The 17,688-nt window shown below is 69.6% G+C and carries 17 protein-coding genes and 1 pseudogene; 7 read left to right on the top strand and 11 right to left on the bottom strand.

All coding sequences use genetic code 11. The features are described 5' to 3' along the window. Positions 1-13 precede the first annotated feature (13 nt). Both OG194_RS00195 and OG194_RS00190 read right to left on the bottom strand, forming a co-directional pair. A complete protein-coding gene (locus tag OG194_RS00195) occupies positions 14-1,021 on the bottom strand; it encodes an IS3 family transposase (protein ID WP_327398716.1) in 1,008 nt (335 codons plus the stop codon). Positions 1,022-1,038: 17 nt separating this feature from the next. Continuing rightward, the gene (locus OG194_RS00190) at positions 1,039-1,422 is read right to left on the bottom strand and encodes a hypothetical protein (RefSeq protein WP_327398715.1); all 384 of its coding nucleotides are present in this window, start codon (positions 1,420-1,422) and stop codon (positions 1,039-1,041) included. 89 nt (positions 1,423-1,511) lie between these two features. On the opposite strand from OG194_RS00190, the gene OG194_RS00185 reads away from it, so the two are divergent. Both OG194_RS00185 and OG194_RS00180 read left to right on the top strand, forming a co-directional pair. Beyond that, positions 1,512-1,706: a hypothetical protein gene (locus OG194_RS00185; RefSeq protein ID WP_327398714.1), complete on the top strand. Its 195-nt coding sequence runs from the start codon at positions 1,512-1,514 to the stop codon at positions 1,704-1,706. A gap of 71 nt (positions 1,707-1,777) precedes the next feature. Continuing rightward, positions 1,778-2,067: pseudogene (locus OG194_RS00180) on the top strand (hypothetical protein). A gap of 135 nt (positions 2,068-2,202) precedes the next feature. Here the strand turns inward: OG194_RS00180 and OG194_RS00175 are convergent. Both OG194_RS00175 and OG194_RS00170 read right to left on the bottom strand, forming a co-directional pair. Further along, positions 2,203-2,343 (bottom strand): hypothetical protein, encoded by a 141-nt coding sequence (locus OG194_RS00175; RefSeq protein ID WP_327398713.1) that lies wholly within the window; start codon positions 2,341-2,343, stop codon positions 2,203-2,205. 73 nt (positions 2,344-2,416) lie between these two features. After that, complete coding sequence (locus tag OG194_RS00170) at positions 2,417-2,608, bottom strand: hypothetical protein (RefSeq protein WP_327398712.1); 192 nt, start codon at positions 2,606-2,608, stop codon at positions 2,417-2,419. A gap of 210 nt (positions 2,609-2,818) precedes the next feature. On the opposite strand from OG194_RS00170, the gene OG194_RS00165 reads away from it, so the two are divergent. Continuing rightward, the gene (locus OG194_RS00165; protein WP_327398711.1) at positions 2,819-3,859 is read left to right on the top strand and encodes a tetratricopeptide repeat protein; all 1,041 of its coding nucleotides are present in this window, start codon (positions 2,819-2,821) and stop codon (positions 3,857-3,859) included. A 239-nt stretch (positions 3,860-4,098) separates the two neighbouring features. Here the strand turns inward: OG194_RS00165 and OG194_RS00160 are convergent, their stop codons facing one another. Continuing rightward, a complete protein-coding gene (locus OG194_RS00160) occupies positions 4,099-4,350 on the bottom strand; it encodes a hypothetical protein (RefSeq protein WP_327398710.1) in 252 nt (83 codons plus the stop codon). A gap of 174 nt (positions 4,351-4,524) precedes the next feature. Here OG194_RS00160 and OG194_RS00155 point away from each other — a divergent pair, with 174 nt between their 5' ends. The 4 genes from OG194_RS00155 to OG194_RS00140 are packed head-to-tail and all read left to right on the top strand — an operon-like array spanning position 4,525 to position 8,827. Further along, positions 4,525-7,680 carry a tetratricopeptide repeat protein gene (locus tag OG194_RS00155; protein WP_327398709.1) on the top strand — a complete coding sequence of 1,052 codons (3,156 nt, stop codon included), beginning with the start codon at positions 4,525-4,527 and terminating at the stop codon, positions 7,678-7,680. Continuing rightward, the gene (locus tag OG194_RS00150) at positions 7,571-8,206 is read left to right on the top strand and encodes a tetratricopeptide repeat protein (RefSeq protein WP_327398708.1); all 636 of its coding nucleotides are present in this window, start codon (positions 7,571-7,573) and stop codon (positions 8,204-8,206) included. The genes OG194_RS00155 and OG194_RS00150 overlap by 110 nt, the downstream gene beginning before the upstream one ends. 20 nt (positions 8,207-8,226) lie before the next feature. Further along, positions 8,227-8,622: a hypothetical protein gene (locus OG194_RS00145; RefSeq protein ID WP_327398707.1), complete on the top strand. Its 396-nt coding sequence runs from the start codon at positions 8,227-8,229 to the stop codon at positions 8,620-8,622. A gap of 31 nt (positions 8,623-8,653) precedes the next feature. Next, on the top strand, positions 8,654-8,827 hold the full coding sequence (locus OG194_RS00140) for a hypothetical protein (protein ID WP_327398706.1): 174 nt from the start codon (positions 8,654-8,656) through the stop codon (positions 8,825-8,827). A gap of 96 nt (positions 8,828-8,923) precedes the next feature. Here the strand turns inward: OG194_RS00140 and OG194_RS00135 are convergent, their stop codons facing one another. From OG194_RS00135 to OG194_RS00110, 6 genes are all read right to left on the bottom strand, one after another. Beyond that, positions 8,924-11,233 carry an XRE family transcriptional regulator gene (locus tag OG194_RS00135; protein ID WP_327398705.1) on the bottom strand — a complete coding sequence of 770 codons (2,310 nt, stop codon included), beginning with the start codon at positions 11,231-11,233 and terminating at the stop codon, positions 8,924-8,926. Continuing rightward, positions 11,230-11,562, bottom strand: a complete 333-nt coding sequence (locus OG194_RS00130; RefSeq protein ID WP_327398704.1) for a helix-turn-helix domain-containing protein — start codon at positions 11,560-11,562, stop codon at positions 11,230-11,232. The genes OG194_RS00135 and OG194_RS00130 overlap by 4 nt, the downstream gene beginning before the upstream one ends. After that, positions 11,559-12,671: a tyrosine-type recombinase/integrase gene (locus tag OG194_RS00125; RefSeq protein WP_327398703.1), complete on the bottom strand. Its 1,113-nt coding sequence runs from the start codon at positions 12,669-12,671 to the stop codon at positions 11,559-11,561. Before OG194_RS00125 ends, OG194_RS00130 begins: the two co-directional genes overlap by 4 nt. 798 nt (positions 12,672-13,469) lie before the next feature. After that, entirely contained in the window at positions 13,470-14,450 is a 981-nt protein-coding gene (locus OG194_RS00120) for a TniB family NTP-binding protein (protein ID WP_327406946.1), read from the bottom strand. Positions 14,451-14,554: 104 nt separating this feature from the next. Then, a complete protein-coding gene (locus OG194_RS00115) occupies positions 14,555-16,696 on the bottom strand; it encodes a Mu transposase C-terminal domain-containing protein (RefSeq protein ID WP_327398702.1) in 2,142 nt (713 codons plus the stop codon). Then, on the bottom strand, positions 16,693-17,574 hold the full coding sequence (locus tag OG194_RS00110) for a TnsA-like heteromeric transposase endonuclease subunit (RefSeq protein ID WP_442811471.1): 882 nt from the start codon (positions 17,572-17,574) through the stop codon (positions 16,693-16,695). The genes OG194_RS00115 and OG194_RS00110 overlap by 4 nt, the downstream gene beginning before the upstream one ends. Positions 17,575-17,688 lie beyond the last annotated feature (114 nt).

Raw genomic sequence — 17,688 nt, 5'->3', positions numbered from 1 at the left:
GACGGTCGTGACGCTATGAGGTTTGTGGTGCGGACTCTCTGCGTTTGGCCGGGTCGTTGATCCATGCCTGCTGAGGTATCCGGGGTGGTCGGGGGCGGCGGCCGAAGCGTTCGGGGTGGCAGGCGTAGGCCTCGGCGAGGGTGACGGCACGCTGGTCGCGGACCTCCTCGGCGGTGCCGAAATGCACGCTGGCCGGTGTGTGCCAGCCGATGCCCGAATGCCGGTGCTCGTGGTTGTAGTACGCGATGAACGCCTCGAACCACTCACGGGCATGGGCCAGCGAGTCGAACCGTTCGGGGTAGTCGGACATGTACTTCGTGGTCTTGAAGTGGGCCTCGCTGTAGGGGTTGTCGTTGGAGGTCTTCGGCCGCGAGTGCGACCGGGTGACGCCGAGGTCGATCAGCATCTGGGAGACCTTCTTGCTCGTCATCGAGGTGCCGCGGTCCGCGTGGACGGTCTCGGGCACGATGCCGTTGCGTGTGATGGTCTCGCGGATCAACTCCTCGGCCCGCAGCGCTGATTCGGCCCGCTCGACGGTGTGGCCGACGACGTAGCGGCTGAAGATGTCGATGATGACGTAGGCGTGATACCAGATGCCCTTGGCCGGTCCGGCCGCCTTGGTGATGTCCCAGGTGAACACCTGCGAGGGCCCGGTGGCGACCAGCTCGGGCACCGTCTTCGCCGGGTGGGTGGCCTGGCGGCGGCGCTCGCCGGACTGCCCCTTCTCGCGCAGGATCCGGTACATCGTGGAGACGGAACAGTGGTAACGCCCGGCATCCAGCTCGCGGGCCCAGATCTGCGCGGGCGGCATCTCGGCGTACTCGTCGCTGTTCATCATCTCCAGGACCGCCGCCCGCTCATCGGGTGTGAGGGATGAGGGCTGGACCTGCGGTTTTCTGGGTTTTCGCTCGGTCGGGGGCCGCAGCCGGCGGTAGTGGGTGGCCCGGGAGCGGCCGGTCAGCCGGCACGCGGCCGTGATGCCCAGTTCGCCCTGGACACCGGTGAACGCGTCGTCGAGCACCGGTTCGGCGGCAGCGTTCAGTCCGCGCTCTCGGAGATCATTTCCAAGAGCGCGGAAGCTTTTCCCATGACTTCCAACGCGGCCTTGTTCCGGGCCAGTTCCTTCTCCAGCCGTTCTACCTGGCGGCGCAGTTTCTCGTTCTCCGCCTCGGCGGCAGGCTTCTTCGGCCTCGCCGGACTGGTGCGCTGGTCGACCAGCTTCTCCAGGGCCCCGGCATCCCGCGCGGCCCGCCATTCCTTGACGTGCGAGTGGTACAGGCGCTCGCGGCGCAGGACTGCGCCCTTCTCGTTCTTCGGGGCGGCGTCGTACTCGGCCACGATCCGCAGCTTGTACTCGGGGCTGAAAGTGCGGCGCTTCGGCCGGGGCGCCGGGTCGGATCCGGCGGGCGTGGTGCTGGTCATGAGGGGGTGGTTCTCCTGTCGTGCCCTCTCAGGCTAACCCGACAAAGCGGGATGTCTCACCCAAGGCTGACAGAGAGGGCTCCGCCACGGTGTTTTCCGGCGGCTCGGTCGACTGGGGCCGCGGGGACAGCCACCCGCACCTGTGCGGGGACTGCAAGTACCGGGCGCTCGAAGCGGAGCAGAAGGCCGCACAGGCCGAACGCGAGCGCCAGGAGCAGGAGCGCCAAGAGGAGGAGGCGCAGGCCTCGAAGGGCGGCGGCTGGCGCGGACGCTGGCGGAGCTGAACCGGCCAATCCTCCCGGCAGCGTGAGGCTTGCCCAGGGCTGCCTGGGCAGGCCCTCGTTGTCGGTGGCGGCTGCGAGGTTGGACGACATGGACAGCGGACGAGCAGCTGCTGCGAGGCCGCGTGTACGGCCACGACGCTGACGACCCGCACCCCGGTCCACGCCCCGGCCGTGCCTACGCCGAACTGGTCGGCGGTCCGCTGGACGGCCTGCTGCTCGACATGACCGGCTGGACGCCAGACGAGATCGACACCGGATTTTCCCGACCGAGCTGGGGCAATTCGGCGCCGGAGGCCGGTCGCTGTACGACCCGCACCCCGGAAACCCGGCTTGCTGGGACTGGGACGGCGACAGCCCCTGACCACGACCCCCACAGACCCGACCATGCGTCCGGCCGTACCGTGTCCGGCCCGGTCACGGCTGGTCAGCGCGGTACGCCGACGGACCGGAGGTGTCGTGGTGACCGTGGTCGGCCCGACCATAGTCCTGCCACGGGTCAGCGCAGGCGGACCACGGTGACCACCGCGTGCCGGGTCGTGCCCGCCACAACCTCCACCATCACGTCGCACCCGGCGGGCGTGTAGGAGTCGCCGTCCTTCGTGAACGCCCGCCCGGCCTGCATGAAGCGCTGGTACACAAGGCGTGGATTCTCTCGCGGCCGCCGCGGCGACTTGCCGCGGCGCGGCTGCTGCCGGCCGGGAGGGGCGGGGTCATCGGATAAGGATGCGCAGGACGGGGACGCTGGTACCAGCGCTGGTCAGTCCGGCGGCGACGGCCCCGGCTACGGGGACACCGGTGAGAGCGGTGAGGACGCCCATAACGATGCCGAAGACGAATGCGGTGAGCAGGACGACGGCAGCGTGCAGGGACAGGAACGGAGGCGGATTCTGAAGTGTGGTCATGACTTGACTGTTCAGCCCGAAAGGCCCCTGCCTGCTGATACTGAACGATGTTTGTGGAACCCGATCAATAGACCGTCGGCGCCGTACAACGAGCGTGTTCGGCAGAACGCTCGACGGCATCCGCGCCTGTTCCTGATTGTTCCGTCAAGTTCGCCGCTGTTCGCTCCACGGGCCCTAACCTGGCTCGATCCAGCGACCTCGGGGGCGGCGATGACGCAGCAGCAGGAACCACAGGAGAACACCGGCACCTACGAGGAGATGCTCCAGGCGCAGACCCGGGCCCTCAACTCTCTGAGGGTCCGGGCGGGGAATCCGGCCTATCGGACGATCGAGAAGCGGGCCGCAGCGCTGTTCGCCGACGAGGGCCAGGAGGCCCTGCTGCCGGGCGCCACGCTGAACAAACTGTTCAACGGCGGCTACGCGGGGCGGGAGAAACTGCTGTCGCTCGTACGCACGCTCATGTCGTGGGACCGCTACGGCCGGGACTGCGAGCCGCCCGGCTACGGCGATCCCGAACTCGAACCGTGGAACGAGCGTTGGACGGCCATTACCGAGGCCAAAAAGTCGAGGCCGCGCCCACCCGCAACGCCGGATCCCATCACCGTGATCGACGGTCTGCTCCGGCAGGCACACGAACAACGTGAGGCAGGTGATCTCGGTCGGGCCGAGGACTGCTACCGGTCGGCCATCGACCTCGCCATAGAACACCGCGCCCGGCAGAAGGAAGGCTGGGCATGGGACGGTCTGGGCTCCTGTCACTGGCGAGACGGTGATCCCGAGATGGCGCTGAAGTTCTTCACCCGGGCCAACCGTATCGCCGATGAGACGGACGACAGGCTCCTGAAGGCCTGGTCCTTGTACAACTTTGGCATGTACTGGCGCAGACGCCCTGAACTGGCGAAAGCCAAGGACTTCTTCGAGCGAGCCCTGACCGTGGCGAACACCCATCAATGCTACGCAGCCGCAGGTTGGACCCACCATGAGCTGGCTGAGCTGGCACGCGATCAGGGAGAAACCCACCTGGACTGGGAGCACTACGGAATAGCTGCGCAAATCGGCCTGGAGTCGGACGACGACGTTCTGGCGGGCTGGAGCATGACGTGCGTCGGCAAGTGTGCTGAACGCTCCGGCGAACTTGAGCAGGCACGCGATTACTACGCACGCGCACTTGGGATAGGCGCCCGGATCCACCATCAGGACATGGTCCATAAGGCGGAGGAGGGGCTCGCGCGGCTTACCGACCCTCACTAGGTATCGGCGTCCCACAATCAGGCGCGTCGAGATAGTGGGAGCGGCATGCACCCCATCGGCCCGGCCACGGCTCCCACCACAGCCCGGACCATGAGGATCTGCGTCTCGACCACCGCCCCGACCATGCTGGTGAGGTGCTGCGTGGCCTGGCCGTTCCGGTGACGGACTGGATGGTGGGTTCCTGGCCGCCATCGACGCGTACTGCCAGGGGCCAGCCGTAGGTCCGACGTCGTCACCGGTCAGCGCAGCCGGACCACGGTGACGACCGCGTGCCGAGTGGTTCCGGCAACGACCTCGACCACGGCCTCGCCGACGACGGGTGTATAGGAGTCGCCGGCCGTCGTGAGCGCCCGTCCGGGCTCGGGCAGCAGATGCGGTCCGACCGTGGTGGCGAGCGCCGTGGTCAGCCGCTGGGAGAGCGCGACGCGTCCGTCGGGCAGCCGTACGGCGAGTGCCTTCGGATGCCGCGCCGTGCCGGTGAAGCCGACCACGGCGACGTCGACCGTGTCCGCGTGGCACTGGCGAAGGGGTGGTATTCGAAAGCTGCGGTATTCGCGAAGCTGAGGTGTCCCAGGTTTGGTGATTCTTGGGTGGTGATGTCACGGAACGTCTAGGGTCGCTATCTCACTGCGTGTGCGTTGTGGTGGTGATCGGGGGCGGGGCGGATGGTGGAACGGCTGCTGGTCGACTTACGGGACGACGGGCTCGTGCAGGTCTCGGCCTGGCCCGCGGGAGAACGGCTGCCGAGGCAGGCTGGCAATCCGGTGCCTTTGGTGTGGCCGCTGTCCGATGACGATCTGACCGATCTGCGCTGGTACCTGGAGCGCTATCTGCGGCTGCCGACCGCCGTGTACGGCGAGCGCGGCGCGCGTGTGGCGGCCGAACTGCCGCGCTGGGGCGAGGCGATCTTCTCCGCGGTGTTCGCCACGCGGCCGGCGCAGGACGCGTACGTGGCGGCGCGTATCCGGGGCGGGCCGGTGGAGATCGCCCTGCTGTCGAGGTCCGCCGAGCAGTTGGGGCGTCCGTGGGAGCTGATGGCCGCCCCAGGGCGGGGCGTGCCGGTCGCGCTGGACGAGGTCGCGGTCACGCGTTCCCTGCAGAGCGACGGCATGGCCGACGTCTTTGACGTTCCCGGCACGCGGCTGCGGGTGCTGATGGTGATCTCCCGCCCCGACGGCACCGCCGACATCGGCTACCAGATGATCGCGCGGCCGCTGCTGCGGCGGCTCGAGGCCGTACGCGGCAATGTGGAGTTGACGGTGCTGCGCCCGCCGACGCTGGACCGGCTCCGTGAGGTGCTGGACGGGGCGCGGGAGGCCGGGGAGCCGTTCCAGGTGGTGCACTTCGACGGCCACGGTGTCTTCGGCACGACGCTCGGTACGGCGCCCGCCGCCAACGGTTCGGGCAGTTGGGGTACGCACATGTACGCGGCGCCCGGCCCGCAGGGCATGCTCGCGTTCGAGAAGCCCGGCGGCGGCAGCGACTTGGTTGAGGCGGGCCGGGTGGCCCGGGTGCTGGCCGGGGCGAGGGTGCCGCTGGTGGTACTCAACGCCTGCCAGTCCGCGCAGGTCGGCACCCAGGTGGAGGCGGCGGTGGCCACTCGGCTGCTGGCCGAGGGGTGCGCGAGTGTGGTGGCGATGGCGTACAGCGTGTATGCGGTCGCGGCGGCTGAGTTTATGACCGCCTTCTACGAGCGGCTGTTCGCGGGGGACCGGGTCACCGACGCGGTGAGCGCGGGGCGCGCGCAGCTGGAGTTGAACGCTCTGCGGCCGTCGCTCAAGGGCATGCTGCCGCTGGCGGACTGGATGGTGCCGGTCCTGTACACCCGCAGCGAGGCGCGCTTCCCCGACCTGCACACCACCCGGAGCCCGGGCGAGGATGTCGCCGAGCTCCTGACCCGATTCCGGGAACAGGCCGAGCCCGAGTCCGACCAGGGCCGGAACCTGGAGCCTGTTGGTGAATTCGTCGGCCGCGACGCCGACTTCTACACCCTCGATGTCGCCGCCCGTCTCCAGCACGTCGTGGTCGTCCACGGGCCCGGCGGCACCGGCAAAACCGAACTCGCCAAAGGCTTCGGCCGCTGGTGGCGCGACACCGGCGGCGTCGGGCACCCGGAGTGGGTGCTGTGGCACTCCTTCGAGCCGGGCGTCGCCTCCTTCGGCCTGGACGGCGTCGTCACCAGCCTCGGCCTCAAGATCTTCGGCACGGACTTCGCCCGACTGGACACCGTGCAGCGGCAGGCGGCGGTCGAGAAGCTGCTCGCCGAACACCGACTCCTGCTCATCTGGGACAACTTCGAGTCCGTCCGGGAAATGCCCGATCCGGGGCAGGCGACACCACCGCTGCCTCAGCCGGAGCAGGACCGGATGCGGGCATTTCTCTCGCGGGTCGCAGCGGGGAGCAAAAGCGCGATCGTCATCACCAGCCGCACCCCGGAGACGTGGCTCGGCGCCACCATCCGCCGTATCCCCCTGGGCGGCCTCACCCGCGACGACGCTACCGCCTACGCCCAACAGCTCCTGGCGCCCTACCCGGACGCCCAGCCAAGCCGCCAGAGCCCGGCCTTCGCGCATCTCATACAGTGGCTGGACGGTCACCCCCTGAGTATGAAGCTCACGCTCCCCCGCCTGACGGCAACGAGCGCCCGGCAACTCCTGGAAGATCTCCAGGGCCTCACCGCCCTCCCGGAGAACGAGGAAAGCCGTGAGCTGGCCGCGAGCATCGCCTACTCCTTCCAGCACCTGAGCCCGGACGACCAGCAGGCCCTCACTGTCCTGAGCCTGTTCCACGGCGTCGCGGACGCCGATGTCCTCGGAATCCTCTCCGTGGACCAGCAGGCACCGGACCGCTTCCGCGGCCGAAGCACCTCCCAATGGGGTGAACTGCTGACCCGGGCAGCGCGCCTGGGGCTTCTCACGTCGATCGGCGCCGGCCTGTTCCGGCTCCACCCCGCCCTGCCCGCCCACCTGACCGCACACTGGCGCACCAGTACACCCGACGCTCACGCCACTGAACACACCGCCGCACTCCGGGCACTGGTATCGGCACACGCGGTCTTCAGCGAGTGGCTGAGCAGGCAGATCAGCGGCGGCGACGCCCAGTTCGCGTTCGCCCTGGTCGCTTATCAGCAGCGAATGCTGGGAGCCATGCTCGGCCAGTCCCTGACCTGCGGCCAGTGGACAGAGGCCGAAATGATCATCCGGCCTTTGAATGAATACTGGGACATGCAGGGCCTAGTTCAGGAAGCGCTGTCGTGGACGGACCGCATCCGCACAGCCACCGAAACACCCGACGGCCTCCCGCCCGAGCTGCAGACACCTGCCGGCAGCCTGTGGATGGTCGTGACCGCATCACAGGCGAACCGACAGCACGAGGCCGGACAACTCGACCTCGCCGAAAGCACGTACCGGATCGCCCTCCGCGCTCTCCGCCGTCTGGAGAGCAGTCGCTTCCAGCGCTCCAATATTGCCGTCTGTTACCACCACCTCGGCATCGTCGCCCAGGGCCGGGGGCGGTTGGAGGAGGCCGAGGACTGGTACCGCAAATCCCTCACCATCAAAGAAGACCTCGGTGACCGCCCCGTCATGGCCCTTACCTACCACCAGCTCGGCACCGTCGCCCAGCGCCGGGGGCGGTTGGAGGAGGCCGAGGACTGGTACCGCAAATCCCTCACCATCAAAGAAGACCTCGGCCTCCTCCAACCGCCCCGGCATGGCCGGCACCTACCACGAGCTCGGCGTCGTCGCCCAGGAACGGGGGCGGCTGGAGGGGGCCGAGGACTGGTACCGCAAATCCCTCACCATCACGGAAGACCTGGGTGACCGCCCCGGCATGGCCGGCACCTACCACGAGCTCGGCATCGTCGCCCAGGAACGGGGGCGGCTGGAGGAGGCCGAGGACTGGTACCGCAAATCCCTCACCATCAAAGAAGACCTCGGCAACCGCCCCGGCATGGCCGGCACCTACCACGAGCTCGGCATCGTCGCCCAGCGCCGGGGGCGGTTGGAGGAGGCCGAGGACTGGTACCGCAAATCCCTCACCATCACGGAAGACCTCGGCAACCGCCCCGTCATGGCCCTTACCTACGCTCAATTGGGTCTGCACGCAGAAGCCGGGGACGACACGGCCCGGGCGCTGGTCTGGGCGGTCAAGTGCGTTGCCCTGTTCGACGAAGTCCCGCATTCCATGACTGGCAGAGGACTCGACCAACTTCGCCGGCTGACCCAGCGCCTGGGCATCGAAGTCCTCGAGCGCGCCTGGCAGCAGGAGACCGGCAGTCCCCTGCCCAGCGTCGTACGCGCCTACGTCCTGGCCGAACCAGATCCCCCCAACGACGGCGCCAACTGACCCTCATGGAGAGCATCCGTATGCACGTTGTCATCGAACAGGCCGCCCGCGCCGCAGCGCAGCGCCTCGCCGGGCCGCAGCAGCCCGCACTGGCCGAGGAGGTAGAGGAGGCGCTGGCCACGGAAGGAGCAGCGAAGGCACCCGGGCAGTACCTGGACCCCACCGCCCTGGGCGGCCTGATCGTTACCATCGCCAACACAGCCTGGATGATCTACAACGACATCCGCAGCCGCAGCTCCGCGGCACCGGATCGGGACGCTATTGCACGTCGCGTACGCCAGCAACTCGACCAGACCGACATTCCCACACCCCCACTCGGCTCCGCCGAACGCGACCGCATCATCACCACCACCGTCGAGGAGACTCTCAACGCCGCCGCCGCCGCCGCCGACGGCCAAGGCCAGGGCCAGCGTTAATGTGTGTCGTTTGGATCTTCATGCTGATCAGATGAAGATTCTGGCGAGGTGGAATCCGGCAAAGCAGATGATCGCGGTCTTCGGCACATCCAGATCAACGATCGGATGTGCCGAACGGCATGCCCGAGTCGATCCGGTCTTGGTTGCCGGGCCTGACGCCGACGTGTCGCTGGACGCTGGTGTCATCCCGTCCGCCTCCTGCTGATCAGGGCCGGCCTCGCACCCGGTGACGTACCCCAGGTTCGGGGCGGGGGATCGTGGCCCCGTTGGTGGGTGCCGGGTACTGCTGGACTTCGCCCGATTAAATTCTGTGGGTCGCAAGGTAGTCCGACCAGCGTCCTCCGGCGAAGGCGGCCCAGCGCTCCGCTGTCTTCGGGTCGATGCCGAAGAGGTCGGAGATCACCATCGGGGGCAGGTCGGCCAGCGCTTCCATCATGGCGGTGTTCCGTGCGGCCCGGGCTGGCAGGCCGTAGCGTTTCAGCCTCTCGGACAAGCTGGCCGGGTTACGGGTTCGGCCCGGGCTGTGTCCCGGCAAAAGGTACCGGGTTCCGTCTACCCCACTGGGACGTGACGCGTTGTGCTGGAGCTGCTCTTCGATGAGGCGGGCGAGCTTGGGCGGGAGCACGACGGGGTGGCGGCTGACGGTCAGGTAGGTGTGGCCTTCGTCGTGGCGGATCTGGTCGGCTGTGAGTTCGACGATCCGCGTCAGTGTGAGGGCGTAGAGGCGGACGAGTGCTCCGGCGACGCGAACGTCCAGCGGGAGGGAGGCGTCGCCCAGGCAGCGGCGCAGTTCGGCCTGGTGGACCTCCTCGACTTGGAAGTGGCCGGGAAACTGGCTGGGTGGGTGCTCGATCGTCAGGCCGGTGGTGGTCAGGCGTCGCGCAGTTGCCCAGCGGATGAAGGGGATGGAGCGGGCGCGGAGCGTGGGATTGCCGGCCGCCCAGGTGTCCAGGTCCGACTGTCCGAGATCGGCCAGGGTGAGGCGCTGGGTATCGAGCCAGGTCAGGAAGTTGATCGCGGCGCGGATATTGGTGCAGTCGCCCTTGTGGGCGGCGTAGCTGTAGCGGCCGCGGGCCGAGCGGCGGCGGGCGTCGCGAATGATGTGCCATTCAGCGAACGGGCTTATCAGCATGGCGTGGTGGGGCGGCAGCCCGGCCAGCGTCCGGGCGGCCCAGTTGGTGAGGAGGGCGAGGTTTTCGTCGCGCGGCGGGAGGATCATGGCGGTGACCAGCAGACCGCGCACATAGGCGGTGGCGTGCCGCTGGGGCAAAGCGTCCAGAGCTTCGTGATCAAGGGGGCCGGCCTCACGGGCCAGGCGGCCCAGTAGCTGCGCGGCGGGACTGCGGCGCAGCCAGGCCAGAACCGGGTAGGGGTTGGCCGCGCCGGTCAGCACCCGGGCGAGGGGTTCGAGAGATCCGGGAATGGTCACCGCATCACCGCTGAGCAGGTCGCTCACCCGGGCGGTCAGGGTGCAGCGCGGGCAGCGGCGGCCGGGCAGGAGGTCGGCGGACTCGCCGCAGCCGGTGCACCGGTGGGGAGGGCCGTCGGGCAGCGCGCACGTCCGGCACTGAAGGTCCCCACTGGCCGTCCGGCCGATCAGGATCCGCTGCCGACCGCAGGACGCACACAGCGCCGGCATCGAGCGGGCCTTGGCATAGCAGGGGCCGCACACCGGGCCCATAGGCCAGAAGATTCCGACGGCCCGGGTGCGCGCACATAAAGTGCACGGGCGGGGCTCCCGCTTGCGGACTTCGCCCGGGGCGCAGGGGTCGCAGGAGAACGCGCCGCGTCCGTAGTCGATCCGCTGACCGCGGCCGACCTTCCCGCACCGGCTGCAGGTTTCCTCATGGCCCTTGGCGCACGTGTAGCAGGTATCTGGGCTGGTCCCGGTGGCGCGAGTGTGGATCGGCGAGACCTTCCCGCAGACACCGCACAACCGCGGAGGGCTGGAATAGCAGCCACCGCACAGCGGCCCGTCGGCCGTCAGGGCGGCGATGCGGCGCTCGCGCCCGCAACGGCAGCACGCCCGCAGCTTGCGCGGGGCACAGGTCTGACACAGGTAGGTGCCGTCGGGCAGGTGCCTGTCCGGGACCATCATCCGGTGGCAGATCCCGCACTCCTTGCGGGCGCCAGGTTCCTTGTCGCGGCAGGGTTTGCAGATGCCGCCCTCCTCCCGGCGGCTGTTGATCCTGGCCATCGTTCCGCAGCGGGCGCAGGGCTTCGTTCCGCGCCGTGCCGCGCAGCGTTCGCACACCCGTCCCTCGGGGCCGCTGCGGCTGGGGACCGGGTCCGTCCTGCCGCAGTCCGCGCAGGCGGCCGGGGCGACCCGGTCACCGAATCCCGCGGCGGCCAGCAACAGCAGGAGGCGAGTCGCAGGCAGCGGGCAGTCGGACCCGGGCGCGCGCAGCGCATCGGGCCGGCCGGACAGGAAGCGCAGGAGACGGAACGCATTCGGCCCGCTCCAGGCCCGAACCTCCTCCACCATCTCCTGCGCCTGCTCGGGGGCGAGGCCCTCGCCGACGGCCGACCGCAGCAGGGCCACGATCTGCTCCCGGGCAGCGGCGAGTTCCTCGCGCAGCCGCACCTGGTCCGGCGAGAGGCGGTCCCTCACGGCTGGCCGGGCCGCCGGATCGTGGTGCGCCGCTCCTTCAGCGGCAGCGCCAGTGGCTCCGCTTCGCCGTCGGCGGTCTTCTTCACCTGCGCGTTCGCCACGACCGGCTTGATGAGGTCGTTCGGCGTGCACGCGAAGATGTCGCACAGCGCGACCAAGGTGTCCATGCTCATCCGCTGCGGAGGCTGCGTGACCAGGCGGTAGACCTGCTCACGCGACAAGGTCACGCCCCGCTCGGCCAGCAGCGGCACCAGGTCCGAGGTCTGGAACATCCCGTGCTGGGCCATCGTGGTGCGCAGCAGCCACTCGTAGCTCATCTTCTTGATCATTCGAGATCCCAGTCGTCGCCCAGCCTGCGTTTCAGCGAAGCCTCCAGCAGCTGGTTGCGGTACTCGTCCGACACGCCCATGTACACGGCCGTCGTCGAGGCGTGGCTATGTCCGACCTGCTCCTGGACGAAGCGGGCCGGATAGCCGAACTCCGTCAGGTGCGTGATGTAGCTGTGCCGCAGGCAGTGCAGATCGAGATCCTCATCCAAGCCGGCGTCCCGGCGGGCCGTCACGAACGCCTCGTTGATCGACCGCGGCGACAGCCGCCCGACCCGCTCGGTCACCCACAACGCCGGATGCCGGTCCGGCAACAGCCGCGGGCGCACCTCGCTCACCCACTCACCCAGGACGTCGACCACCCAGTCCATCTCCGGGACCAGCAGCACCGAACGGCGCTTCGGCGGCGCCCCCTTGGAGGACTTCCCGTACCGCACAGCCACACTGCCGAACTGCCCGAACTGCGGCGCCTTCCGATGACGCCGAAGGTCCACCAGATCCACTTTCGAGGACTCGGTACGCCGCGTCCCGTACGCATAGATCGTCTTCAGCACAGCGGCGTCACGAAGAGCAGTCAGGGTGCCTTTGCGGCCCTGTCCGCGGATCCTGCCCGGACGGGCGTCAGCCGCGTCGAACAGCGCCTGCACCTCGTCGTAGGTCAAAGGTCGCCGCCGCGGATCACCCTCGTACTCCACCGAGTGCAGAACAGAGTTGCCCTCGTGGAAAACCTCCTGCGGAGCCTGGCCGAACCTGTCCAGACAGACCTCCGCCCACCCGTACCGCCGGTCGAGCAGGAACTCCATGAACAGAGCGATGATCACTTCATAAGCCCTGGCGGTAGACAACTGGACCGGCGCAGACCCGCTGCGAAGGTGCACGATGAACGCCTCGCCGTCAGCAGGAGACCACTGCCACGGATACAGACCCGTGAACTCACCCAGCCGCTCGATCAAACGCAGCCGGGGCTGGATCGTCGTCGACTGGAGGAACCGGGCGGACTGCTGCCGGGCCCACCCCTCACGCATCGCAGCGAAAACCGCCGGCTCCGGGTCCAAGTGGACAACGTTCGGCGCCAGCACGAGACGCACCGAACCGGGTGCCTCAGCGACCATGAAGCCTGTTGTACCAAACGCATCATTGTTGCGTCTATGCGCACCCCGGCCGGTCGGCTCCTCTCGGCGCGGCCGACCTCCACCTCGACCGGCCGCCGACCAGCGGAAAGGAGAGAGGGGAAGGCTACGAACTGTTGCATCAACTGCAATTCATCCCGTTTCTGATCTTCGACCACACCCGCCCGGCCTTATAGGCCCCTCGCAGCGGCTTCGCCACGATTCCCTCCACGCCCGTTCCTTCGAGCGCTGTGTACCAGAGCAGGGCCTCGTCCCGGTCGGTGGTCGACCACACCGGCTCGTGTCGATCCGGGGGTGGGTAGTTGGTGTGGTGGGTGGGGTGTGGGCTGCAGGGTTGGTGGTTGGTTGGGAACGGGGTTTGGTGGGGTGGGGTGGGGTTGACCTGGGGTTGTGTGGGTTGTTGTGGGAATGCCCGGGGTGTTGTGGGTAGCTTCTGCGTCTAATGGTCCGGGGTGTGTTTGGGCTGGTCAGGCGTGTTGTGCCTGGTCATAGGCGTGGTCTGGTTTCTGTGGTGGGGGTGTGCTGGACACGGCGGTCGTAGACGGTCGTCCGGGTGGGTGGCGCTGCCTTTTTCGGACGGCCAGGGCCGCGATGTCCGTCGTCGCGAGGCTGTCGGTGCGCTCGGTTTGTTGTACGGCGTTGTGGAAGACCTCGTCGTAGTGCGGTGAGGCTCCTGCCGGGTAGCCGGCTCGGGCGGGGATCAGGACGTCCCGTACCTGGCCGCGGACGGCAGTGGATTCGTTGTCGGTCGGCGTGTTCCTGGTCTTCTTCGTGTCCGTGTCATGCGGGTGCGGACGGTCGGCGGGTGTGGGGGCGTTTGTGTTGTTCGGCGAGGTGGTCGAGCTGGATGGCTTCGAGTGTCTTCTTGGTGATGCGTTCGGTGCCGTCGCTGATGGCGGTGATGGCTGCTTGGCGGATGAGGCGGGTGAGGCTGCCGATGCGGCCGGCGGTGCGCTGGTGGAGGTAGGTGGCGTGGCGGGGGAGTGTGCCTCGGCGGTGGTGGTGGAGGTCGAGGGCGTTTTCGAGGTCGGTGATGACGTCGGTGAAGGGGTGCCGGTTGCCGTGGCGGGCGGGGAGGGCGCCGCAGGTGATGAGGGTGGCGCGGCCGGCGAGTTGGGCGCCGCGTACGCCGCTGAACAGGGGTGTGGCGGTGACGTCGAGGCCGGCGTAGACGAAGGTGGCGCTGATGCGTTCGGTGAGGTCTTTGAGGAGGTCGGCTGCCTGGGCGCCGGTGGTGGTGCGGGGGTTGAGGCGGTGGATCTCGTCGATGAGGACGAGCCGGACGCCGGCGGTGTTGTAGGTGTGGCAGACGGCTTCGGTGATCTGGGCCTGGGTCATGCGGGTGGTGGTGGGGATGCCGAGGTAGCGGGCGAATTCGGCGGTGAGGGTCTTCGCGGTCGCGCCGGGCGGGACGAGGACGTAGGCGACCGGCACCTGGGGGTGGTGGCCGGGCGGGCTGGGGGTGCGGTGGGTGTGGGCGAGGTGGCAGGTGCGTCCGACGTGGAGCAGGGCGGTGGTTTTGCCTGCGGCTGCGGGGCCGGTGACGATCAGTGAGGGACGTGCGGTGGTGGTCTGGTGGCGGCCGAGGATCATCAGGGTGCGCACGCTGGTGGCGAGGGTGTCGATGGCGGGAGTGCGGACGGTGACGAACGCGGAGTGGTAGGCGAGGCGTTCCTCCGGGCTGCGGGGCGCTTCGCCGGGCTGCGGCGGTGCGGGTGGCGCCGTGGTGGCGAAGTGGTGCCAGCCCTGCCAGGTGGTCACCGGCCATGACGCGGTCGTCGTGTCCGTCGTGGACTGCTGCGCTGGGCCGGCGGCGGGTGTGGTGGTGCTGCCGGGATCGCCGGCTGTGGCGGGTGGGCGGGTGTTCACCATTTCAGGGCCTCCGCGTGGGCGTCGTAGAGACCGAGTCCGGTGTAGGGGACGGCGGGCGGGCCGTCGTCGGCGTCGTCTTCTTCCGCGTCCGGGTCCTGTTCCTCGTCGAGGTCGTCGAGGCTGTCGGTGTCCGTCCCGGGCCCCGTCCGGCCGGCGTCTGTCTCGCCCGGGTGGTCGGGTGCGGGGCGCGGTGGGGGCAGGGGGGTTCGGGCGGGCTGGGTGCGGGCCAGGAGGCGTTGTTCCCCTGTGGTGGCCGTGCCGGTGCGGGTGCGGCGCATGAGCTGGTCGAGGGCGTCGGCGAGGTCGGCCTCCAGGCTGTCGGGGTCGGTGTGGCGGGTGACGGTGGTGCGGATGTGCTGCCAGGTCTGTTCGTTGAACGGGCGGTGGACGTGGGCGCGGTGGATCCAGGGGATCTCGGCGAAGGTGCCGTCGGGCAGGCGCAGCCAGATCTGGCGGGCGTCGTGGGGGTTGGTGTGGACTTCCCATTTCCCGCCGCGCGCCGCGATGGGGGAGGGCTGCCCGCGATAGGGGGCCAGGAGGTCGCAGTCGTAGGTGCGGTGGTGCAGGCGGATGCCGCGTTCGGTGATGGCCTGCCAGCGCACCGGCAGCAGTTCGAGGTAGTCGTCCCTGGTGAGGGGGACGGGGACGTACCCGGCGACCGAGATGAGGGCGGCCCACATCTGGTTCGGTGTCAGTGCGGCCCTGGGCAGCACGGGATGACGCAGCCCTTGGTGCGGGCGGTGGTGGTAGTGCACGAGCCATTCGTCGAGGAGGTCCTGCAGCTGCGGGACGGTGAAACACGCCTCGCGTTCGGCGTCGCGTCCGCGGCGGGTGACGTCGGATCCGGTGTAGCCGGGCAGGTGCTGGCAGAACAGGGTGTTGATCGAGCCGAAGGTCCGCTCGACGATGCCCTTGGCGGTGGGCGCGTAGGGCGGGGCGGGCTGCACGCTGACGCCGAGGGTCTCACAAGCAGCCGTAAATGCCCTGGAAAGGAACACTTTTCCCCGGTCTACGACGATCGTCTCGGGGATCACGACCGGGCGGGCGGCCGCGCCCTGAAGCCGTTCGTCCAGCGTCAGCAACCGTGCCCGGGGGAGCAGTGGGGTGTGGGTGAAGCGCAGGGCGTGGGGCCAGGTGGGTTTCGACGGGTGGGGGACGGCCATCTCCGCCAGCAGCAGGGCCGCGTCCACGGCCTGGGTGCCGCCCGGACAGAGCACGGCCGCGAGGATCGCCCTGGTGGCGACGTCGACCGCGATGGTCATCTCGGGCCGGCCGAGGGTGCCGTCGTCGAACAGGGCCAGGACGTCGAGCCGGGTGGTGTCGATCTGCACCTGCTCTCCGGGCCGCAGGGCGACGGTGGGCGTGTGCCCCCGTCCGTCCTCGGTGATGGGCGGGGTGCGCACCGGCTGTGCGGGATGGTCGGCGGGGCCGGCGAGCTGATGGACGAGCCGGTAGAACGTGGCCTGCGCCGGCATCGCGACCGTGCCGCCGTGCCGGTCCTCAAGGATGTGCGCGACCAGCGGCATCAGCCCTTTGACGGTGCCTTTGGAGCGGCCGCGCTGGCGGCGCAGCGCTTCCTTGACCGCGGCGACGACCCGCTCGTCGGCCCGTCCGGTGGGGCTGGGGCCGCGGGTGGTGCGGTGGTCGATGAGCCCCCACAGGCCCTGTTTGCGGTAGGCCAGGCGCATGCGCTGCACCGTCGTACGCGACACCCGGCCGAAGCCGAGCGCGGTCAGCTCTGCTGCTTTGGCCCTTTCCCGTTGGGCCAGTGTGTGCTGGGCGGGGTCGTACTGCTCCCGCACCGGCCCGCCGCTGCCCGGCCCGCCGGGCAACCCGCACTCGACCTCCCGGATGTGGCGCTGCCAGGCCAGTGCTTTCTCCCGTGCCGCGGCCGGGGCGGTTTCGAACAGCCCCCACCGCGGCGCCGCCTGCGGCTGCTGCGCCTCTGCTCCCAGGAGGGCGAAGCCGGGATCGGCGAAGAGGTGTCCGGTGAGCACCGCTTCATCGCTGCCGTCCTCGCCGGCCAGGTGGACACACTGCCCGGCCAGGGCGACGACCTGCCACCGGGATCCGCGGAAGCGGACGTGCGCCCCGACCGCCACCACCGGCCGGCCGCTCTGCCGGCCGGTGCTCACACCGCCTCCCCGCGCCCGGCGCCAGCCTTGCCGCGCCCCGCGTCTGACGCCGGGTACCCGGCCGCGGGGACGCAGCCCTGGCTCTCCTCGCCGCGCCCGGCGCCGGCGCCGTCGTGCGGGTTCTTGGCGGGCTTGGGGCCACTGCCCTGACGGAGGGAGCCCGGACTGACGATGACCCGTTCGTGCAGCGGCGTCTCCAGTCCTGTCGTGAGCGTGTGATGCCACAGGGCGTGGAAGACGGCAGGGAGGACCTCGAGCGGGTCGCCGGCCGCTTCGGCGCCCTCGATCAGCGGCCGTGGCCGCGCGAAGGCATCGAGGACTGCCGCCGTCAGGCCGGGCCTGCCCTGGTTGCGGGGGTGGCGGTAGCCGGCCAGCCATTTCAGGTTCGCCGCCGGCACCTCGTCCAGCGGCGCCAGGCGCCGGTAACTCCAGCCGATGTCCGCGCACGCCGCAGCCACCGCCTGCGCGGCCTTCAGAGCACGTTCACCGCCGGCGTCGGGGTGGCCGGGGCAGTCGGCCAGCAGGGCGGTGCCGTCGGCGTAGCGGGCGAACAGCTGCGGCACCCAGGAACGCACCCGGCTCCGGCGGTCGCGCCACAGCAGCCGTACCGGCCGTCCGGCCATGCCGGTGACCTGTGGGTCGCGGTCCATGGTCATCAGCTGGATGCGCATGGCGTTCGAGCCGGCGGCCACGTGCCGCCCGGTGGTGGCCGACCACCACAGCCCCGGCCCCCACCGCCTTCCCGGCACCACCGGGAAGGCCGACACCGGATCGAGGTCTTCGAACGCGACCGCGAGGGCGGCGTCCGCCCACCGCTGCTGCACCGCCTGCCCGAGAGGGTCGAGGAAGACCGCCTCGAACCCGGCCCCGATGCTCACGTCCACCCGTCCCGGCCTGCTGCCAGGCCCGGCCGCCGTCCCCTTGCCGCTCACTCGCCCAGCCAAATGGGCCCGGCTGCCGGCCGGAGCTGTTTCGGCGTTTCGATCACGTGG

The organism is Streptomyces sp. NBC_01288 (assembly GCF_035982055.1).
Lineage (GTDB): Bacteria > Actinomycetota > Actinomycetes > Streptomycetales > Streptomycetaceae > Streptomyces.
Note: the sequence above shows the minus strand (reverse complement) of the source record. Positions and strands in the feature narration are given on the sequence as shown.

Bases quoted from the DNA above. Each gene is read 5' to 3' on its own strand.
- OG194_RS00150 (WP_327398708.1), top strand. From the start codon at position 7,571: ATGGCCGGCACCTACCACGAGCTCGGCGTCGTCGCCCAGGAACGGGGG.
- OG194_RS00170 (WP_327398712.1), bottom strand. From the start codon at position 2,608: ATGACCACACTTCAGAATCCGCCTCCGTTCCTGTCCCTGCACGCTGCC.
- OG194_RS00125 (WP_327398703.1), bottom strand. From the start codon at position 12,671: ATGGTCGCTGAGGCACCCGGTTCGGTGCGTCTCGTGCTGGCGCCGAAC.
- OG194_RS00140 (WP_327398706.1), top strand. From the start codon at position 8,654: ATGAAGATTCTGGCGAGGTGGAATCCGGCAAAGCAGATGATCGCGGTC.
- OG194_RS00165 (WP_327398711.1), top strand. From the start codon at position 2,819: ATGACGCAGCAGCAGGAACCACAGGAGAACACCGGCACCTACGAGGAG.
- OG194_RS00190 (WP_327398715.1), bottom strand. From the start codon at position 1,422: ATGACCAGCACCACGCCCGCCGGATCCGACCCGGCGCCCCGGCCGAAG.
- OG194_RS00155 (WP_327398709.1), top strand. From the start codon at position 4,525: ATGGTGGAACGGCTGCTGGTCGACTTACGGGACGACGGGCTCGTGCAG.
- OG194_RS00130 (WP_327398704.1), bottom strand. From the start codon at position 11,562: ATGATCAAGAAGATGAGCTACGAGTGGCTGCTGCGCACCACGATGGCC.
- OG194_RS00145 (WP_327398707.1), top strand. From the start codon at position 8,227: ATGCACGTTGTCATCGAACAGGCCGCCCGCGCCGCAGCGCAGCGCCTC.